The organism is Streptomyces sp. NPDC001204 (genome assembly GCF_053598035.1).
In genome coordinates this window covers 67,859-86,562 of sequence record NZ_JBSFJL010000010.1, presented here as the reverse complement: position 1 = coordinate 86,562, position 18,704 = coordinate 67,859, and the positions used below count along the sequence as shown (strand labels likewise).

At 73.5% G+C, this 18,704-nt stretch carries 17 protein-coding genes; 11 read left to right on the top strand and 6 right to left on the bottom strand.

What is annotated here, in order from left to right:
• Nucleotides 1–107: 107 nt before the first annotated feature.
• From ACWC91_RS16475 to ACWC91_RS16450, 6 genes are all read left to right on the top strand, one after another.
• A complete protein-coding gene (locus ACWC91_RS16475) occupies nucleotides 108–1,901 on the top strand; it encodes a bifunctional metallophosphatase/5'-nucleotidase (protein ID WP_450641666.1) in 1,794 nt (597 codons plus the stop codon).
• 418 nt (nucleotides 1,902–2,319) lie between these two features.
• Nucleotides 2,320–4,629 (top strand): heavy metal translocating P-type ATPase, encoded by a 2,310-nt coding sequence (locus ACWC91_RS16470; protein WP_450644753.1) that lies wholly within the window; start codon nucleotides 2,320–2,322, stop codon nucleotides 4,627–4,629.
• Between the two features lie 143 nt (nucleotides 4,630–4,772).
• Nucleotides 4,773–5,030, top strand: a complete 258-nt coding sequence (locus tag ACWC91_RS16465; RefSeq protein WP_225076702.1) for a DUF1876 domain-containing protein — start codon at nucleotides 4,773–4,775, stop codon at nucleotides 5,028–5,030.
• A gap of 170 nt (nucleotides 5,031–5,200) precedes the next feature.
• On the top strand, nucleotides 5,201–5,365 hold the full coding sequence (locus tag ACWC91_RS16460; protein WP_225076703.1) for a hypothetical protein: 165 nt from the start codon (nucleotides 5,201–5,203) through the stop codon (nucleotides 5,363–5,365).
• The gene (locus ACWC91_RS16455; RefSeq protein ID WP_450644751.1) at nucleotides 5,362–5,817 is read left to right on the top strand and encodes a cyclic nucleotide-binding domain-containing protein; all 456 of its coding nucleotides are present in this window, start codon (nucleotides 5,362–5,364) and stop codon (nucleotides 5,815–5,817) included. Before ACWC91_RS16460 ends, ACWC91_RS16455 begins: the two co-directional genes overlap by 4 nt.
• Before the next feature lie 40 nt (nucleotides 5,818–5,857).
• Nucleotides 5,858–6,523, top strand: coding sequence for a CBS domain-containing protein (locus tag ACWC91_RS16450; RefSeq protein WP_225076705.1), 666 nt, complete (start codon nucleotides 5,858–5,860; stop codon nucleotides 6,521–6,523).
• A 177-nt stretch (nucleotides 6,524–6,700) separates the two neighbouring features.
• Here ACWC91_RS16450 and ACWC91_RS16445 read toward each other — a convergent pair whose 3' ends face one another.
• Nucleotides 6,701–7,594, bottom strand: coding sequence for a universal stress protein (locus tag ACWC91_RS16445; RefSeq protein ID WP_225076706.1), 894 nt, complete (start codon nucleotides 7,592–7,594; stop codon nucleotides 6,701–6,703).
• A 494-nt stretch (nucleotides 7,595–8,088) separates the two neighbouring features.
• Here ACWC91_RS16445 and ACWC91_RS16440 point away from each other — a divergent pair, with 494 nt between their 5' ends.
• Nucleotides 8,089–8,670, top strand: a complete 582-nt coding sequence (locus tag ACWC91_RS16440; RefSeq protein ID WP_376500352.1) for an Rv1733c family protein — start codon at nucleotides 8,089–8,091, stop codon at nucleotides 8,668–8,670.
• Nucleotides 8,671–8,673: 3 nt separating this feature from the next.
• Here the strand turns inward: ACWC91_RS16440 and ACWC91_RS16435 are convergent, their stop codons facing one another.
• Together ACWC91_RS16435 and ACWC91_RS16430 are read right to left on the bottom strand one after the other, a co-directional pair.
• Nucleotides 8,674–9,801: a baeRF2 domain-containing protein gene (locus tag ACWC91_RS16435; RefSeq protein ID WP_450642690.1), complete on the bottom strand. Its 1,128-nt coding sequence runs from the start codon at nucleotides 9,799–9,801 to the stop codon at nucleotides 8,674–8,676.
• A 55-nt stretch (nucleotides 9,802–9,856) separates the two neighbouring features.
• Nucleotides 9,857–10,069, bottom strand: coding sequence for a hypothetical protein (locus ACWC91_RS16430; protein ID WP_450642692.1), 213 nt, complete (start codon nucleotides 10,067–10,069; stop codon nucleotides 9,857–9,859).
• Between the two features lie 294 nt (nucleotides 10,070–10,363).
• Between ACWC91_RS16430 and ACWC91_RS16425 the strand changes: the two genes are divergently transcribed.
• On the top strand, nucleotides 10,364–11,104 hold the full coding sequence (locus ACWC91_RS16425; RefSeq protein ID WP_225076709.1) for a PP2C family protein-serine/threonine phosphatase: 741 nt from the start codon (nucleotides 10,364–10,366) through the stop codon (nucleotides 11,102–11,104).
• A gap of 28 nt (nucleotides 11,105–11,132) precedes the next feature.
• Here ACWC91_RS16425 and ACWC91_RS16420 read toward each other — a convergent pair whose 3' ends face one another.
• The gene (locus ACWC91_RS16420; RefSeq protein ID WP_281156086.1) at nucleotides 11,133–11,777 is read right to left on the bottom strand and encodes a protein-L-isoaspartate(D-aspartate) O-methyltransferase; all 645 of its coding nucleotides are present in this window, start codon (nucleotides 11,775–11,777) and stop codon (nucleotides 11,133–11,135) included.
• A gap of 109 nt (nucleotides 11,778–11,886) precedes the next feature.
• On the opposite strand from ACWC91_RS16420, the gene polX reads away from it, so the two are divergent.
• Nucleotides 11,887–13,614, top strand: a complete 1,728-nt coding sequence (gene polX, locus ACWC91_RS16415; protein ID WP_450642694.1) for a DNA polymerase/3'-5' exonuclease PolX — start codon at nucleotides 11,887–11,889, stop codon at nucleotides 13,612–13,614.
• A gap of 121 nt (nucleotides 13,615–13,735) precedes the next feature.
• On the opposite strand, the gene ACWC91_RS16410 is transcribed toward polX, so the two are convergent.
• The gene (locus tag ACWC91_RS16410) at nucleotides 13,736–14,551 is read right to left on the bottom strand and encodes an SAM-dependent methyltransferase (RefSeq protein ID WP_225076712.1); all 816 of its coding nucleotides are present in this window, start codon (nucleotides 14,549–14,551) and stop codon (nucleotides 13,736–13,738) included.
• Between the two features lie 165 nt (nucleotides 14,552–14,716).
• Nucleotides 14,717–16,180, bottom strand: coding sequence for a PucR family transcriptional regulator (locus tag ACWC91_RS16405; protein WP_450642696.1), 1,464 nt, complete (start codon nucleotides 16,178–16,180; stop codon nucleotides 14,717–14,719).
• Nucleotides 16,181–16,319: 139 nt separating this feature from the next.
• On the opposite strand from ACWC91_RS16405, the gene ACWC91_RS16400 reads away from it, so the two are divergent.
• Both ACWC91_RS16400 and ACWC91_RS16395 read left to right on the top strand, forming a co-directional pair.
• On the top strand, nucleotides 16,320–17,477 hold the full coding sequence (locus tag ACWC91_RS16400; protein WP_225076714.1) for a CaiB/BaiF CoA transferase family protein: 1,158 nt from the start codon (nucleotides 16,320–16,322) through the stop codon (nucleotides 17,475–17,477).
• A gap of 21 nt (nucleotides 17,478–17,498) precedes the next feature.
• On the top strand, nucleotides 17,499–18,689 hold the full coding sequence (locus tag ACWC91_RS16395) for an acyl-CoA dehydrogenase family protein (protein WP_225076715.1): 1,191 nt from the start codon (nucleotides 17,499–17,501) through the stop codon (nucleotides 18,687–18,689).
• Nucleotides 18,690–18,704 lie beyond the last annotated feature (15 nt).

Below are 18,704 nucleotides of genomic sequence, written 5' to 3'. Positions count from 1 at the left end.
AGATGGAAACCTCACCGTAACCACGAAGTTCCTGACAACTACGCGCGTTGACTCTAGGCTGCGGCCTGCTGCCCCCACTCTTTTTCCAGTCACATCAGGAAGGCACCATGTCGCCTACCCACTCCCGCCGCCCGGCTCCGCGAAGAGCCCTCGTCGCGGCTCTCGCCGCGGCCGCCACGCTGGCCACCGCCGGCGCCCTCGTCGCGGCCAACCCCGCGCAGGCCGGCTCCGACGCCAACTCGGCCCCCTTGAAGGACCTCCAGCTCCTTGCCATCAACGACTTCCACGGCAACCTGGAGCCGCCGGCCGGATCCTCCGGCCGGGTCACCGAGCGGCAGGCCGACGGCACCACGAAGGACATCGACGCCGGCGGCGTGGAGTACCTGGCGAGCAGCCTGCGCACCGCGCGCAAGGGCCACGACCGGTCGCTGACCGTCGCCGCCGGCGACATAGTCGGCGCCAGCCCGCTGCTGTCCGGCCTCTTCCACGACGAGCCGACCGTCGAGGCGATGAACAAGCTCGGCCTGGACGTCACGGGCGTGGGCAACCACGAGTTCGACGAGGGCAAGGACGAGCTGCTCCGCCTCCAGAACGGCGGCTGCCACCCGGTCGACGGCTGTTACGACAAGGGGCGCAAGTTCAAGGGCGCCGACTACCCGATCCTGTCGGCCAACGTGATCAACGAGAAGACCGGCAAGCCGCTTCTCAAGCCGTACGTCGTCCAGAACGTCAAGGGCGCGAAGGTCGGCTTCATCGGCGTCACCCTCAAGGGCACCCCAGACGTCGTCACGGCCGCGGGCGTCAAGGGACTGAAGTTCCTCGACGAGGCCGAGACGATCAACAAGTACACCAAGGAACTCCAGCAGCAGGGCGTCCACGCGATCGTCGCGCTCGTCCACGAGGGCGGGTTCCCGGCTTCCTCGGCGTACAACTACGACTGCGACGCGGGCGGCAGCACCGGGCTGAGCGGTCCCATCGTGGACATCGCCAAGAAGGTCGCGCCGGAGGTCGACGCCCTCGTCACCGGCCACACCCACAACGCGTACGTCTGCTCCATCCCGGACCCGGCGGGCCACCCCCGTCTGGTGACGAGCGCCGCCTCCTACGGCCGGCTCTTCACCGAGCTGAACATGAAGTACGACCCGCGCACCGAGGACATCGTCCGCGCCACGGTCAAGGGCTCCAACCGCGTCGTCGACCGGACCCAGTCCAAGGCGGCCGACCTGACGCAGCTGCTCGACTACTGGCAGACCCTGGCCGCGCCGGTCGCCAACAAGCCGGTCGGGTACATCACCAAGGACGTCACCCGCAGCGGTGCCGTCGAGTCGCCCCTGGGCGACCTGATCGCGGACGCGCAGCTGGCGCACGCCAAGTCCCTGGACAGCCGTGCCGTCGTGGCGCTGATGAACCCGGGCGGCATCCGTGCCGACCTGGTCTACGCCGCCTCCGGCAAGGAGGGCGACGGCGTGGTGACCTTCGGCGAGGGCTTCGCGGTGCAGCCCTTCAGCAACACGGTCAACCTCAAGAACCTGACCGGCGCGCAGCTGATCACCGTACTGAAGCAGCAGGTCAGCGGCAGCAACGCCGCCGCCCCGAAGTACCTTCAGATCTCCTCCGGCCTCACCTACACCCTGGACCTGACCAAGACGGGCGCCGACCGCGTCGTCGAGGACTCCATCAGGCTGGACGGCAAGGCGATCGACCCCAGCGCCACCTACCGCGTCGCCATGAACTCCTTCCTGGCCGACGGCGGTGACGGCTTCACCGAGTTCGCCAAGGGCACCGACCAGCTCGTCGGCAGCGACGACCTGGCCGCCCTGGTCGACTACCTGACGGGGAACACCTCGGCCGCCGCGCCGTACGCGCCGACCGCAGCCGACCGGGTCACCGTCGTCAAGTAGGCGACGATCCGACCGATCGGACGAGGGCGGGCCTTGGACTAGGCCCGCCCTCGCGTGTGTCCGCGGGCGGCGCGGCGCACCGGCCGACGTCGGCGGGGGCGGCGCCCGCCCCATGGCCCGGAGCTCGGCGCGGCAGGGCCCGGAGGGGCCCCGGACAGTGCCGTTCGGCCCTGGCTCCGGCTGCCGGCCGGGCGGAGACTGGGAGGGACCGACGTACGGGACCGCGCGCGGCCGGGACGTGGCGTCCGGCCTGCGTCCGCAACAGGAGGTACGCCATGACGGGAGCCGTCGCCGGACCCGCCCGCCTCACCGCGTGGGCGGCCACGGTGCTCCCCCGCCGCCCCGCCTCGCTGCCGAGCCTCGCGCGGCGGCTCCCGTGAGCGCTCCGGCCGGGAGCCGCGGCACCGCAGGCAGGTCGCTGCGCCGCCTGGCCAGGGCACTGACCCCGACCACCGCCGAGTTCCAGCCCGTGCTCCTGGCCGTCACCGCCTCGGCCCTGATCGCCGGAGGCGTCTCCTGGCTGGCCGGGAACACCGGGCTGGCCGACGTGTGCTGGGGGCTCGGCACCGTCGCCGCCGTCGTGCCCGCACTGGGCTGGGTCGTGGCCGCGCTCCGCCAGGGCCGTACGGGCGTGGACCTGATCGCGGTACTGGCGCTCGGCGGCACCCTGGCGGTCGGCGAGTTCCTCGCCGGCGCGCTCATCGCGCTGATGCTCGCCACGGGCCGCACCCTGGAGGCCGCGGCCGAGCGACGTGCCTCCCACGACCTGGTCGCCCTGCTGGAGCACGCGCCGCGCACGGCCCGCCGCCGTACCGGGACCGTCGTTCGCACGGTGCCGCTCTCCGAGGTCGGCGTCGGCGACCTGCTGGTGGTGGGCCCGGGCGAGGTCGTCCCCGTGGACGGCAGGGTGGTGGACGCCCTGGCCGTGCTCGACGAGTCGGTGCTCACCGGGGAGGCCACGCCCGTCGAGCGTGCGCGGGGTCAGGAGGTGCGCAGCGGTGTGGTCAACGCGGGCGACGCCTTCGAGCTGCGGGCCGCGGCGACCGATCAGGACAGCACGTACGCCGAGATCGTGCGGCTGGCCCGGCAGGCGGGCGCGGAGACGGCCCCCTTGGTCCGCCTGGCCGACCGCTACGCGGCCTGGTTCCTGCCGCTGTCCGTGGCGACCGCCGGACTGGCCTGGCTGCTCAGCGGGTCCGCGGTGCGGGCGGTGGCGGTCCTCGTGGTCGCCACGCCGTGCCCCCTGCTGCTCGCCGCTCCGGTCGCGATCGTCTCCGGCCTGTCCCGGGCCTCCCGGCTCGGCGTGGTGGTCCGTGACGGCGGCGCCCTGGAGAACCTGGGGCGGGCACGTACGCTGCTGCTCGACAAGACCGGCACGCTCACCGGCGGCCGGCCGCGCGTGGTCGACGTGACCGCGGCGCCCGGCTGGAAGCCCGCAGACGTACTGCACCTGGCGGCGACCCTCGACCAGTACTCGCCGCACGTCCTGGCGCGGGCCATCGTCGACGCGGCGCACGAGCGCGGACTGGACCCGGGCGTGGCGCTGGAGGTGTCGGAGGAGGCCGGCCGGGGGATCTCCGGCGTCGTCGGCGAGCGCGGGGCGACCATCGGCCGGCTGCCCGCGGGTACGGAGGCTCCCGCGTGGGCCCGGGCGGTCGAGAACCGGGCGATGCTGGACGGCGCCGCGGTGGCCTGGCTCACGGTCGAGGGCCGGCCCGTCGGTGCCGTGCTCCTGCGCGACCCGGTGCGGCACGACGCCCCACGGACGCTGCGCCGGCTGCGCACTGCGGGCATCGAACGGATCGTCATGCTCACCGGGGACCGGCCCGAGCCCGCCCGTGAGGCCGCCGCCGTCCTCGGACTCGACGGCGTGCGCGCCGAACTCTCCCCGGCCGGCAAGGTGGCCGCGGTCCGCGCGGAGCAGGAGCGCGCGGTCACCGTGATGGTGGGGGACGGCGTCAACGACGCACCGGCGCTCGCCGCCGCGGACGTCGGTGTGGCGATGGGCGCACGCGGATCCACCGCCTCCTCCGAGGCTGCCGACATCGTCCTGACCACCGACCGCCTGGACCGGCTGGCCGACGCGGCCGCGGTCGCGGTGCGCGCACGGCGCATCGCGGTGCAGAGCGCCCTCGGGGGCATGCTGATGTCCCTGGCCGCCATGGCCGCGGCCGCCTTCGGGCTGCTGCCGCCCGCGGTGGGCGCCCTGCTCCAGGAGGGGATCGACGTCGTGGTGATCCTCAACGCGCTGCGCGCCCTGCGCACGGACCGGGCGGCCCAGCCGGCGCTCGAACCCTCCACTCAGGCCCTCATCGAGCGCTTCGCCGCCGAGCACGACGACCTTCAGGACGTCCTGGAGGCGGTGCGCTCGGCCGCGGCCCGGCTCGCCGAACGCCCCGGCCCGGACGCCCTGGCGTCGGTGCGCGAGGTGCACCGGCTGCTCACCGAACGGCTGCTGCCCCACGAGTACGCCGAAGAACACCAGCTCTACCCGGCGCTGATGCCCGCACTCGGCGGCCCCGAGGCGACCGCCACCATGAGCCGGGCCCACGCCGAGATCGAACGGCTCTCGCGGCGCGTCGCCACGCACCTCACGCTGGCCGACACCGAGGGCACCCTGGCACCCGAGCAGTCCGAGGACCTGCTCGCGTGCCTCTACGGCCTGCACACGGTGCTGCGCCTGCACTTCGCGCAGGAGGAGGAGAACTACTTCTCGCTCGCCCCGTGAACCCCGGCCCCGGCCGCCGTCCGGCCACCGGCTCAGGCGCGGCCCCGGAGCGGGCCTTTCGGCTCTGGCGCGGCCGCGGGCGTGCGCGCAAGGTGAGAAGTGGCGGGACAGTCTCGTACGGAACTCGCACGGAAGTGGTCACGATGGAAGCCAAGCAGTGGACCGTGCAGATCTACATCACCGAGGACGGCGACGACACCCACGCACGTGCCGTCCTCAGCACCCGCGACACGTCGACGGTCACCGGTCGGGGCGTGGCCCGGCGCAACCCCATCGACCGTCCGATTCCCGAGATCGGGGACGAACTCGCCGTCAGCAGGGCCCTGGAGGACCTCGCGATCCGGCTGCACGACGTGGCCTCAGACGACATCGTCGAGCTGGCCGGTCCCGCGACCGCCTGACGGACGTCCCCGCGGCGTGCGACGACGGCCCGCCGGGCGCCATTTGGGGCCGAAGGGCCCCCCGGCGGGCCCGAGCGGCCCGTGGCGGCGCGGGCCGTACGGGACCAGGCTGGATACAGCAGCGCGGCGGCGTCCCGGAGCGGGACGACTGCCATCCCGGAGGGGGGACGTTGCCGGACAGCCCCACCACCGCGGGCCTGGCCAGGAGCGGACTCGACGCCCTGTTCGGGCCCCTCGGCGGGCCCGGCCGCACGGTCGCCGGGCCCACCGGCACGCCGCACGACGAACCCGCCGACCGAGCGAGGCGGCAGGAACGAGAGGAGCCGGAGCGATGACCTCCACCACCACCCGGGCCGCGGCCCTTCCGGCCGAGCACCGTGCGCGGCTCATGCGGTTCGCCCGCGAGACCTCCTTCGACATGGGGGCCCGTCTGTTCCAGGAGGGCCGGCACGCCGACCGGTTCTGGATCATCCGGACCGGCACCGTCGCCCTCGACCTGCACGTCCCGGGCCGGAGCGCCGCCGTCATCGAATCGCTGGGCCACGGCGAACTGGTCGGCTGGTCCTGGCACTTCCCGCCCCATGTCTGGCAGCTGGGCGCCGAGGCCACGAGCCCGGTGCGGGCCTACGAGTTCGACGCCGAGGCCGTGCGCAAGGTGTGCGGGGAGGATCCCGAGTTCGGTCGCGCCGTCGCCGTCTGGGTCGGCGGAGTGGTCGCCCACCGGCTGCAGGCGGCCCGCATCCGGCTGCTCGACCTGTACGCCCCCTACGGCAGCGGGGGCAGGTGAATCCGCCCGCACCCGCATCCGACGTCCCGAGGAGGAGACCGTGCACGGCAGCCCGCACATCGTGAGCGACGTCATGACGCACACCGTCGTGGCCGTGGGCCGTGACGCCCCGTTCAAGGAGATGATCAACCTGATGGCGCAGTGGAAGGTCAGTGCCCTTCCGGTGCTGGCGGGCGAGGGACGCGTGATCGGTGTCGTGTCCGAGGCCGACCTGCTGCCCAAGGAGGAGTTCCGGGACAGCGACCCCGACCGGTTCACCCAGCTGCGCCGGCTGCCCGACCTGGCCAAGGCGGGCGCGGTGACGGCCGAGGAGCTGATGACGTCGCCGGCGGTCACCGTCCACTCCGACGCCACGCTCGCCGAGGCCGCGCGCATCATGGCCCAGCGCCGGGTCAAGCGGCTGCCCGTCGTCAACGGCGAGGGAATGCTGGAGGGCATGGTCAGCCGGGGCGACCTGCTGAAGGTGTTCCTGCGGTCGGACGACGACCTCGCCGAGGAGGTCCGCCGGGAGATCGTCTCCTACCTCTTCCCCGCGCCGCTCGAACCGATCCACGTCGGCGTCCGCGACGGCGTGGTCACGCTCACCGGCCGGATCCGGGACACCTCGCTGGTGCCCGTGGCCGCCCGTCTGGTGCGGGCCGTCGAGGGAGTCGTCGACGTCGAGTGCGACCTGACGAACGGTCCGGCGCTGACCGAACCGCGCTGAGCGCATCGCGCCGTCGCCGTCGCCTCCTCGGCGGCGGCCGGTGAAGCCCGCGGGTCGTGGACACGGCCCCACCGTCCGCGTCGTGGACACGGCCCCACCGTCCGCGTCGTGGACACGGCCCCACGGTCCGCGGGGCCACATCGGTCGTGGCGGTCGTCCCCTGCCTGTCAGGGCCTGTCAGTCGTGGGGCACGAGCACGACCGGGCGGGTGACGTGGTGGACGAGGGCGTGCGCGACCGGACCCGCGTGCGCGATCACGGGATACTTCCTGCGGCGGCCCACCACCAGCAGGCCCGACCCGCTCACGGCGCGCGGCAGAACGTGGGCCGGGCGGCCCTCGTACAGGGTCTCGGTCACGTACACGGCGGGGAACTTCTGCCGCCAGGGCTCCAGCAGCGCGGCGAGTTCCCGTTCCGCCTCCTGCCGGAGCGATCCCCGGGTCCGCGCGTCCGGCAGCCCGTGGGTCAGCGGCACGTGCCAGGCGTGCACCACGCGCAGGGGCGCCCTGCGCAGTTCGGCGGCGCGGAACGCGAAGTCCAGCAGGTCGTCACAGGGGCCGTCGGTGTCGACGGCGACCGCCACGTCACGGTGCGCGGTCCGCGTCGAGGGACGTCCGAAGACGTCCGGCAGATGTTCGCTCTCCGCGGTCTCGCCCGCCCGTACGAGGACGACGGGCCGCTCGGCGTGCACGGCGGTCGCCATGGCCACCGAGCCCAGGACGAAGCCGCCGACCGCGCCGAGCCCCTGGCTGCCGATGACCAGCAGTTCGGCGTCCTCCGCCTCGTCGAGCAGCGCGGGACCCGGCTGCCGGCGCACCTGCTCGCCGGACAGGTCCAGCCGCGGGTACGACTCGCTGAGCTGGGCGACCGTGTCCCGCAGCATCCGACGCGCACGGGACTGCGGCACCCGCACCTCGGGCAGGTCCGCTCTCCCCGCGGTGTCGGGCAGGCCTTCCCAGGCGTGCACCAGCCGGAGCGGCAGCCCTCGCCGGAGGGCTTCCCTGGCCGCCCAGTGGGCCGCGGCGAGGCTCTCGCGCGAGCCGTCCAGGCCGGCCACGACAGGTCTCAGCATGACGGTCACCTTCCCTGTACCCCGCGCCTGCCTCTCCCCCTGTTCTCCCCCGCGGGTGCGCGGTCGGCGTCACACCGGCCGCGCACCGCGGGTGCGGCGGATCGCCCCTGCTCAGGCGTGCCGCACCGGGATGGCCCTGGTGCCCGTCTTCTCCTCCGGGACCGGGACCGTGATGGTCAGGACGCCGTTCTCGCACTGCTTGTACTCAGCACTCGGTACTCGGCGTACTCGGTACTCGGCGCTCTCTTCCAGTCTCGCGCGTTCGAGCCGCGGCGGCTGTGGGCCGACCGGCCCGGTGCGTGCCGGACGGTGGGCCCGAGGTCCCGCCCCGGCGGGGACGAACGGCCGGTGTGACCGCGTCGGGCGGCCCCAGGACGGCGGCCCGCGAGGCTGTCACGCTGGGATGGAGGAAGCCGTGCGGGCGACCGTCCGCTCGGCGCGTCGGGGGTGGTCGGAGGACCCGGGGGGTGGTCGAAGGGCCGAAGGGAGCAGCGATGAGGGCGAACAAACCCGTCCGGCGTCCGCTGTGGCGGTGGCGGAGCAACCCGATGCGCCGGCGCGAGGACGTGATCGAGGGCTGGGTCCTGCTGGCCACCTGTGCCGTCGTCGCGGTGGGCGCTCCCCTGGCGGGCGTGGTCGTCGGACAGGCGACGGCGGACGGCCTCGCCCGGCAGCAGGTGGAGCGGCACCCGGCCACCGCCGTCCTGGTCCGCTCGGCTCAGCCCGGCGGCGACAGTGTGACGACGCCGGACGACCGGGTCGTGGGCACCGTCCGCTGGACGGCTCCGGACGGTACCCGGCACGAGGACCGGACCCTGGTCGCGCCCACCCTCGCGGCGGGCGACCGGATCGCGGTGTGGACCGATCAGCACCACCGGGTCACACCCCCGCCCCTGACCCCGTCCGAGGCCGCGTCGCAGGCGGCCGCCACGGGCGCGTTGGTGTCGCTCGCCCTCGCGGGTGCCGCCGGCGGCGGATGCTGCGCGGTCCGCGCCGCGCTCGACCGGCGCCGCGCCCGCGCCTGGGAAGCGGAGTGGCGCAGGGTCGGACCGCAGTGGGGCCGCGCGGCACGCTGACGATCACAGCCGTCGCGCCCCTGGTGCGCCGGGGCCGTTCCGGGGCAGCGGGTAGCGCAGCAGGACGCCCACGCCCTCGTGCAGCCGCAACTCCCGCTCGGGCACCAGGACCAGTTCCGCCCTCGTGCCGACCAGCGCCCGGGTCAGCGCCGCGTCGGCGCGCTCCGCACGCACGTCCTGTACACCGTAGGAGCGCAACTCCTCTTCAGTCATGGCGAGTTGGCCGGGTTCCGGGCCGACCCACAGGCGCAGCGGCGACTCGGGGTGGTTGTTGAGGAACAGAGCCTTCACCCGGCCCCGTTGCAGGGCCGACACGGCGGCGGAAAGCCCCTCGGCGGTCGCTCCGCCGTGCGCCCGCTGGGCCAGGAAGACGTCCAGCAGGCCCCGGTCGTGCGCGGCCATGCGTCCGCTGAAGAGACCTTCGAGCCGCTGCTCCAGCAGGGCCCGCCCCGGCACCGACTCGCCCGTGCCCTCCACCGTGGTGACATGTCCGCGCAGGGGCGGGGGGAGCCGGTTGACGAGGATTCCGCGGGCCCAGACGTCTCCCGCGACGACCACCGCCTCGCAGTCGGTGCGCCGTGCGTGGCCTTCCAGTTCGCGGCCGATCACCTGGGCCGCCCGCGGCCAGTCGCCCACCGGGATCTCCTCGTGCATGCGGTGCCCGGGCGCGACCTTGGTCAGCGGCCAGATGCCGGCCTCGGCGTCGACGCGCACGGTGCCGGTCGCGTCCGTGGAGTGACGTCCGCCGTAGCGGACGTGCACCGCCAGGTACGGGATCCCGGGCGCGTGCTGGACGATCAGCGGCATGGTGTCCGGCAGCGTTCCGAAGTGCGCCGTGTCCCGTGTGGGCGGCAGCGGCAGCTCGTCCAGCAGGGCCGCGTGGCCGTGCGCGGTGAACACCGCCTGCCCGTGCGGGCCGGGCACCTCCGTGTCGCTGCCCACCAGGTCGGCCACCGCGGTGATGGTGTTCCGGTCCGCCCCCTCGGACATCAGGGCGTCCCGCAGATGCCGCCACCGCAGTGCTATGGCCGTGTCGGGGTCCGCGACGGCGCTGTCGCGGGAGGTGTCCAGATACACCGACGCGAACGGACCGGACTGCTTGTACAGAGGTTCGAGGAAGGAAAGTCTCATGGTCGCTCCCGGCTGCCCCGTCGCCCCGCGCCCACCCGTGCGGGCGGCGCGGGGTCTACAGTCCCTGGGCGAGCAGGAGCTCGTGGGCGAGGCGCGCTCCCTGGGCCGCCTCCCTGGGCGGGTTGTCCTGTGACGGGATGTTCTCCAGACCGCGGGCGAGCGCCCGTACGGCCTCCGCCAGCGTCGCCGTCTGTGCTTCCAGCCGACTCAGCCGGGCCTCCAGCTCGGGCGCGGCACCGGTTGCTGCGGCTGTGTGATTCTGCTTCATGTCCCGGGTCCTCACGGGTGCGGCAGGCCGGGGTCGGGGTCGGGCTTGTGCCGCGGAGCGGCAGGACGGGCCTCTTCGCCGACGGCCCGACGTTCGAAGTCGCTCGCGGCAACCTCCTGGCAAGCTCCCGGCCGGCTCGCCAGTCACCCACCTGGTCAGTCTCGCACCGATCCGACCGGCCTGCCGCCCCACACCGGGGACCGGGCTGCCCGGGCTGCACCGGCCGGCCGGCCACACGACAATGGTCTCGGCGCACGATCCGCCCCGACGCGCAGGGGAAGGCGGTGACCTGTGATGACGTACGTCGCTGTGAGTGCGCTGAGCCATCCGGGACTGATCCGCGAGCACAACGAGGACAGCCTGGTCGCCGGGCCGTGGACCCTGTGCGCCACGATGACCGAGAATCCGCAGACGCTGGTGTTCCCCCTCGGGACGCCCCTCGTCGTCGCGGTCGCCGACGGGATCGGCGGCCAGCCCGGAGGCCACGTGGCCAGTGCCCTGGTGGTCCGGCTGCTCGCTCAGGCCGGGCCCGGCCTGACCGACGAGGACGGCGTCCGCGAGGTGCTGCACGCCTGCAACCGCCGGGTGTACGCGGCCGCGGAAGGCGACGGACCGGCCACGATGGGCACCACCGTCGCGGGCGCCGTCGTCCTGCCCGGATCGCTGCTGGCGTTCAACGTGGGCGACAGCCGGATCTTCGCCGCGCCCCGGGACGGGCTGCTCCAGGTCAGCGTGGACGACAACCCTCCGCCCCCGCCGGGGCAGCGCACGACGTCGCTCCTGACCCAGGCCCTGGGCGGCGGCCTGAGGTACCACGCCGTCACCCCCCATGTGACGGCCTGTCCCCTCGCCCCGGGCGACCGGTACCTGATCTGCACCGACGGTCTGACCGACCCGGTGCCGAACGACGTCCTGGACGACCTGCTGCGGGAGTTCGACGACGGCCGGGCGGCCTTCGAACTGTGGAAGGCAGCCATCGAGGCCGGCGGGCCCGACAACATCACGCTCGCCGTGGTGCGGGTCGTGGAGCAGTGACCTCCCGTCGGCCCCGCGGTCCAAGGGCTCAGGAGGAGAAGCCGTACCGCCCTCGCAGGCGTACGAAGCACGCGGGTGTGAGGGTCCGCCGCGGCTCAAGTCCCCGCGCGGTGCGCAGGAAGGACACGACCTGCTCCCGGCCGCCGGACCCGATGGGCTGCACGAGACGCCCGCCCGGACGCAGCTGCGCGACCAGCGGCGCGGGTACCTCCGGGAAGGCGGCGGACACGACGACCGCGTCGTAGGGAGCGCGGTCCGGCACCCCGCCGCTGCCGTCCCCGACGCGCAGCTCGACGTTCCGCAGGCCCTGACCGGCGAGGTTGCGCCGTGCCTGCTCCGCGATGTCCGGCCGCATCTCGACGGTCACGACGTCGGTGACCAGTGCGGCGAGCAGCGCGGTCTGGAAGCCGAGTCCGGTACCGATCTCCAGGACGTGCTCGTCCCCGCTCAGGCCGAGGCCGTCGATCATCATGGCGGAGAGCGAGGGCTGGGTGGTCACCTGTCCGTGGCCGATCGGAAGGGGCACGTCGCGGTAGGCGTCCGCGCGGTGGACGGCGGGCACGAACGCCGCCCGGGGCGTCGCGCGCAGGGCCCGGAGCAGCCGTTCGTCTCCGACGCCGGCCGCGCGGGCGGCCCGCACGAGAGCCTCGGCCGGCTGGGCGGCTTCGGACATGGCGCTTCTTTCCCTGCAAGGCCGGAGGGTGAGCGGGCCGTCGGGCTCGCCCCCCGCAGTCATCGTCGCACCTGGCCCGCCGGACGGGTCGGTTCCTAGACTGGGAGACGTGGTTCGGGCCAACGAGGAGGTCGAGGCGCTCCTCCAGGAGTACGCGGACCTCATCGCCATCACCGGAGGCGACGCGTTCAAGGCGCGGGCCTACGAGAAGGCCGCCCGCGCGATCGGCGGCCACCCCGCCGACGTCTCCCGCCTCGATGTCGCGGGTCTGAAGGAGATCCCGGGCGTGGGCAGGTCGATCGCCGAGAAGGTCGTCGAGTATCTCCGCACCGGCAACGTCACGGTGGTGGAGGAGACGCGGGCCAGGATTCCGGCGGGGGTACGGCAGTTGATCACCATTCCCACCCTCGGGCCCAGGAAGGCGATGACCCTCTACGAGGACCTGCACATCTCCTCGGTGGCCGAGCTGGCCGACGCGATCAAGGCGGAGAAGCTGCGCGATCTGAAGGGCTTCGGGAAGAGGACCGAGGAGAACATCCTGCACGGCATCGCCCTGATGCAGCAGGCCGGGGAGCGGATCCTGCTGGGCACCGCCATGGAGTCCGCCGAGGAGATCGTCGCCGAACTCTCCCGGATCACCGGGTGTGCGCAGTGCGCGTACGCGGGGTCGCTGCGCCGCATGAGGGAGACCATCGGGGACATCGACGTCCTCGTCGCCGCCGACCGGTCGGCGCCCTTCATGGACGCGCTCACCGAACTTCCCTCCACCGCCGAGGTCGTCGCGCACGGCGCGAAGAAGACCTCGATCCGTACCGTCACGGGCGTCCAGGTCGACCTGCGCGTGGTGCGACCGGACTCCTGGGGCGCCGGGATGCAGTACTTCACCGGCTCCAAGGCGCACAACATCCGCACCCGGACCATCGCCGTCCACCTGGGGTTGAAGCTCTCCGAGTACGGCCTGTTCGACGCGGAGAGCGGAGAGCGGGTCGCCTCCCGCTCGGAGGACGAGGTGTACGCGAGGCTCGGCCTGCCGTGGATCCCGCCCACGCTGCGCGAGGACCGGGGCGAGATCGAGGCCGGCCTGCGCGGCGAGCTGCCCGAGGTGGTCACGGAGGACGACGTCCGGGGTGACCTGCACACCCACACCGACCTCACCGACGGTCTCGCCCCGCTGGAGGAGATGGTGGCCGCGGCCGCCGACCGCGGCTACGCGTACTACGCGGTCACCGACCACGCGCCCGGCCTCGCCATGCAGCGCATGACCGAGGAGAAGATCCTCGCCCAGCGCGAGCGGGTGCGGTCACTGGACGGCCGGCACCACGGGATGCGGCTGCTGCACGGCACCGAGCTCAACATCGGCCCGGACGGGGACGTGGACTGGCCCGGCGAGTTCCTCGCGGGCTTCGACATCTGCGTGGCCTCGGTGCACTCGCACTTCGGGCTCGACCGCGAGGCGATGACCCGGCGGCTCGTGCGCGCCTGCGAGAACCCCCACGTCCATGTCATCGGCCACCCGACCACCCGTCTGATCGGCAGGCGGCCGGGCATCGACGCCGACCTCGACGAGGTGTTCGCCGCCTGCGCCCGCACCGGCACGGCACTGGAGATCAACGGCCAGCCGGACCGCCTCGACCTGGGCGACGAGGACATCCTGCGGGCCAGGAGCCACGGCGCGAAGTTCGCCGTCGACTCCGACGCCCACTCCCTCCTCCACCTCGCCTACCTGCGCTACGGAATCGGCACGGCCCAACGCGGATGGCTGACCCCGGACGATGTGATCAACACCTGGCCGCTGCGGCGGCTGCGCCGCTTCCTGCGCAAGGACCGGGCCGCCTGAGGTTCACCCGAGGCGGCGCTCCGCTTCGGCCCTGATCTCCCCCGGGCCCAACGGGCGCGGCCGTGACCGAACCGCCGGAGCGGGTGCTTCGGTCACGGCCGCGGGACGGCTCGTACGGGTGTCACGGCTTGCGCGCGAGGCCCCCGTGCTCGGCGACGGGCGCCGCGGCGGGTGCCTCGGGGTCCGGACGCCAGTGCGGAACCGAGACGACCCCGGGCTCCACGAACTCCAGTCCGTCGAAGAACGCCGTGATCTGGTCGACGGTGCGCAGGTTGTACGGGATGGCGCCGCTCTTGTTGTAGCCCTCCTGGGCCGCTTCGAAGTCCGGGTCGGTGCCCAGGGAACCGTCGTTGATGGAGAGGTAGCTGCCGGACGGCAGTGCGTCCAGCAGCCGGGAGACGATGGAGCGCGCCTGGTCGTAATCGGCCACGTGGCCAAGGATGTTGCTGAGGATGAGGGCGATCGGACGGCTGAAGTCCAGCGTGTCGGCGGCGGCCGCGAGGATGCGGTCCGGGTCCAGCACGTTGGCGTCGACGTAGGCGGTCGCCCCCTCCGGGGTGGAGTAGAGCAGGGCGCGCGCGTGGGCCAGGACCATCGGGTCGTTGTCGACGTAGACGATCCGGGCCTCGGGGGCGATGCGCTGGGCGACCTCGTGCGTGTTGTCGGCCGTCGGCAGGCCGGTGCCGATGTCGAGGAACTGCCGGATGCCCGCCTCGGCGACCAGGTAGGCGATGTTGCGGCGCAGGAAGCCGCGGCTGCTGCGGGCGATGGTGACGATGCCGGGGAAGACGGCGGTGTAGGCGTCACCGGCCTCCTCGTCGACGGCGTAGTTGTCCTTGCCACCCAGCCAGTAGTTCCAGATCCGAGCCGAGTGCGGCACCGTCGTGTCGATCTTCTGGTGCGCCGCCGGGTCGGGGCTCGTCGCGGGGTGGGTCATGGGTACCGTCCGTTCTCCGTCTCGCGGGTTGTCCAACGACAAACTACGTTCCGAAAGCCCTGCTGTGCACGCCAGTTCACGTTTCCGCCGGTGGTTTTCCCGAAAGAGCGCGGCCTCGGCGGCGGGCCGGCACCCACGACCGCGCGCGGGACGTCCCGGCCGTCCCTACGCCATGCCGCGGCGACGCAGGAGCAGCCACAGTTCCGCGGTGACGTCCGGGTCGGTGAGATCCACGCCGAGCAGCGCCTGGCAGCGCGAGACGCGGTGCCGGAGCGTGTTGCGGTGGACGCCGAGCGCGCGGGAGGCCGCCTCCCACTGGCCGTGATGGCGCAGGTAGCCGACGAGGGCCTGGCGCAGGACATCGGTCAGCCGGTCGCAGGCGGCGGCCGTGCGCGCGGCCGGATCGCCGCCGTACGGTCCCGTCGAGGGGCGGGCGAGCAGCCGGGTTCCCGGGGCGAGGTCCGCCAGCGTCGCGGCGGCGACCGCGCGGACGGCCGGTGCCCGCCCGACCGGGACCACCTCCGTCAGGACGGCCGCGGCGTCGGCGTCCGCCCGCCGCACCGCGTCCTCCAGGCACGCGGTCGGGGGATGGTCCGCGGGGACCAGGAACCAGGCCGCTCGGTCGTCCGTCCGGACGGCGATCGCCTCCGGGCACCAGCGGCGGACCACTCCGGTGAGGATGTCGCTCGCCCGGCCCCTCATCGCCAGGACGCGGACGTGGTCCGACGGGCTCGGTGCCCGTACCGCGCCCGCGAGCCTCCGCGCGGCGTCCAGGTGCCCGAAGTCGACCAGCAGTCCGACGCAGCGCTCTCCTTCGTCGGCCACGGATTCGGCACGCGAACCGCGCACCGCGTCCAGGCTCAGCAACGCCGACGCCGTCAGCACGGCTCTGCGCCTCGTGGGATCCAGCGGCGCCGAGGTGCCGACCGCGAGGAACCCCGCGGCCCGCTCGTGCCCGGCCAGCGGGAACACGATCACCGCTCCCGACCCGGTCGCGAACGAGGCGGCGGAGTGCGCTCCGGCGCCCTCCAGCCGCACGATCTCCCCGCGTACCCGCGCTGCCTGCTCGGCGGCTCCGGCGGGGAACACCTGGTCCACCTCGCCCGCCGGTGTGTAGGCCGCCGCCCAGGCATCGAGCGACCGGCCGAGGGTGCGCAGGACCGTGGCGACCGGGTCGGCGGAGGCGGCCGCGTCGACGAGCGCCCGCTGCGTCGCCAGGACGTCCTTGAGGTGCTGCTCGGCCGTGCGGGAGACGGCGGCCCAGTAGGCCTTCGTGATGCGCAGGAACGGCGTGGGCGGCGGAACGGTGAGCAGGCACAGTCCCAGCTTCCGGCAGGCCGCCAGGAGCGGCGCCGGAACCTCCGTGTGCACCGGGCCGAGGCCGAGGGCCAGCGCGGTCAGCTCGGCCTCGACCAGGCGGCCGACGTACCGTTCGCAGCCGAGCTTGTTCCGGGGCAGGGACAGGCCCGTCGTCAGCAGCAGCTCCCCGCCGTTCAGATAGCCGGTCGGGTCGAGCAGTTCGCTGATGTGCACGGCCGACACCTCCCGCGTCGAGGCGGCGAACCCCTCGGCCGGCGCGAGATCCGTACCGAGGACCCGGCACAGAGAGGCCACCGTCGGAACCGTCACGGGTGCTCCTGCGCGAGAACCGTCACGAGTGCTCCTGTGCGATCTGTCCAATACGGGCCCTGCGAGGTGCAGTTTATCCAATGAGAGATCCGCGCCTTCTCCGTACGGTCGTCCCGTCCCGAGCGAACGGAGAATGGTCATGCCCGTCGATCCGCCCGCGGCGCCGCTCCACGGCCTGGTCGTCGCCGACTTCAGCCGTGTCCTGGCCGGCCCGCTGGCCTCGGTGATGCTGGCGGACCTGGGGGCCACCGTCATCAAGGTGGAGCGCCCGGGCTCCGGCGACGACACCCGTGCCTGGGGTCCGCCGTGGACGGACAACACCAGCAGCTACTTCGAGTGCGCCAACCGCTCGAAGCGGTCCGTGACCCTCGACCTGTCCGACCCGGAGGACCTCCGGCTGGCCCGGACACTGGCCGGGCGGGCCGACGTCCTGGTGGAGAACTTCAAGGACGGCGCACTCGCCGCTCGGGGACTCGACTACGAATCCGTCCGCCGCACGAACCCGGGCGTCGTGTACTGCTCGGTGACCGGCTTCGGCCGCCACGGCGGCGCGGCACTGGCGGGCTACGACTTCCTCGTCCAGGCGCTGGGCGGTCTGATGAGCATCACCGGCGACCCCGAGGGTGACCCGCAGAAGGTGGGCGTGGCCCTGGTCGACGTGCTGACCGCAAAGGACGCGGCCATCGGCATCCTGGCGGCGCTGCGGGCCCGCGAGCGGAGCGGGCAGGGCCAGCGGGTGGAGGTCAACCTCCTGTCCAGCCTGCTGGGTTCGCTGGCGAACCAGGCCTCGGCGTATCTGGCCACCGGCCGCGCCCCGGCACGGATGGGCAACGCGCACCCGTCCATCGCCCCGTACGAGACACTGCGCTGCGCGGACGGCCTGCTGGCCATGGCGTGCGGGAACGACGGGCAGTTCCGCCGGCTGGCCGAGGTGCTGCACGCGCCGGACCTGGCCGACGACGAACGCTTCGCGACCAACCCGGCCCGTGTGCGCAACCGCCGCGAGCTCGTCCCGGCGCTCGAGGAACACCTGACGCGCGAGACCGTCGAGACCTGGATCGAGCGGTGCACCGCGGTCGGTGTTCCGGCCGGACGGGTCGGCACCGTCGCCGACGGCATCGCCCTGGCCGAGTCGCTCGGCCTCGAACCGACCGTCCGGGTCGGCCCCTCGTCGCCGCCTCAGATCCGGCACCCCGTCACCTACTCGGCCACCCCGGTCACCGGCTACCGGCCGCCGCCCCGTCTCGGCGAGCACAGCGACGACGTACGCCGCTGGCTCACCGACCCGACCCACTGATCCGCCACAGGAGAAGACCGCATGAACGCACCGGCCAAACTGCCCCCGCTCGACCCCCGCGACCCCGCCGGCCTGCACGACCTGCTCACCCCCGAGGAGAAGGCGGTGGCCGCCTCGGTGCGCCAGCTCTGCGGCCAGCGCGTCGACCCCTTCGTGGCGGACTGGTTCGAGCAGGGCGCCATCCCCGACATCCGCGGCCTGGCCAAGGAGCTCGGCGCGCTGGGCGTGCTCGGCATGCACCTGGAGGGCTACGGCTGCGCGGGCATGTCGGCCACCGAGTACGGCGTGGCCTGCCTCGAACTGGAGGCCTCCGACTCCGGTATCCGCTCGCTGGTCTCCGTGCAGGGCTCGCTGGCGATGTTCGCCGTCTGGAAGTGGGGCACCGAGGAGCAGAAGCGGCAGTGGCTGCCGTCCATGGCCGCCGGTGAGGCGATCGGCTGCTTCGGCCTCACCGAGCCCGACGTCGGCTCCGACCCCGGCAGCATGCGCACCCGGGCGCGGCGCGACGGCGACGACTGGGTCCTCGACGGCCGCAAGATGTGGATCACCAACGGCAGCGTGGCCGACGTGGCCGTGGTCTGGGCCGGGACCGACGAGGGGGTGCGCGGCTTCGTGGTGCCCACCGACTCCCCGGGCTTCTCGGCCCCGGAGATCAAGCACAAGCTGTCCCTGCGCGCCTCGGTCACCAGCGAGCTGGTCCTGGACGGGGTGCGCCTTCCCGCGGACGCCGTGCTCCCCGGGGTCCGGGGTCTGAAGGGCCCGCTCGGCTGCCTCAACGAGGCCCGCTACGGCATCGTCTGGGGAGCGATGGGCGCGGCCCGGTCGTCGCTGTACGCCGCCCAGTCCTACGCGGTGGAGCGGACCCAGTTCGGCAAGCCGATCGGGGCGTTCCAGCTGACCCAGCAGAAGCTGGCCGACATGTACCTCGAGTACACCAAGGGCGTGCTCCTGGCGCTGCACCTGGGCCGGCGCAAGGACGCCGGCACGCTGCGGCCCGAGCAGGTGAGCCTGGGCAAGCTCAACAACGTGCGCGAGGCACTGGACATCTGCCGCACCGCCCGCACGGTCCTCGGGGCGAACGGCATCTCCCTGGAATATCCCGTCATCCGGCACATGAACAACCTGGAGTCCGTGCTGACCTACGAGGGCACCGTCGAGATGCACACGCTCGTCGTCGGGCAGGCAGTCACGGGACACGCGGCGTTCCGGTGAGCGCGGGCGGAGGCG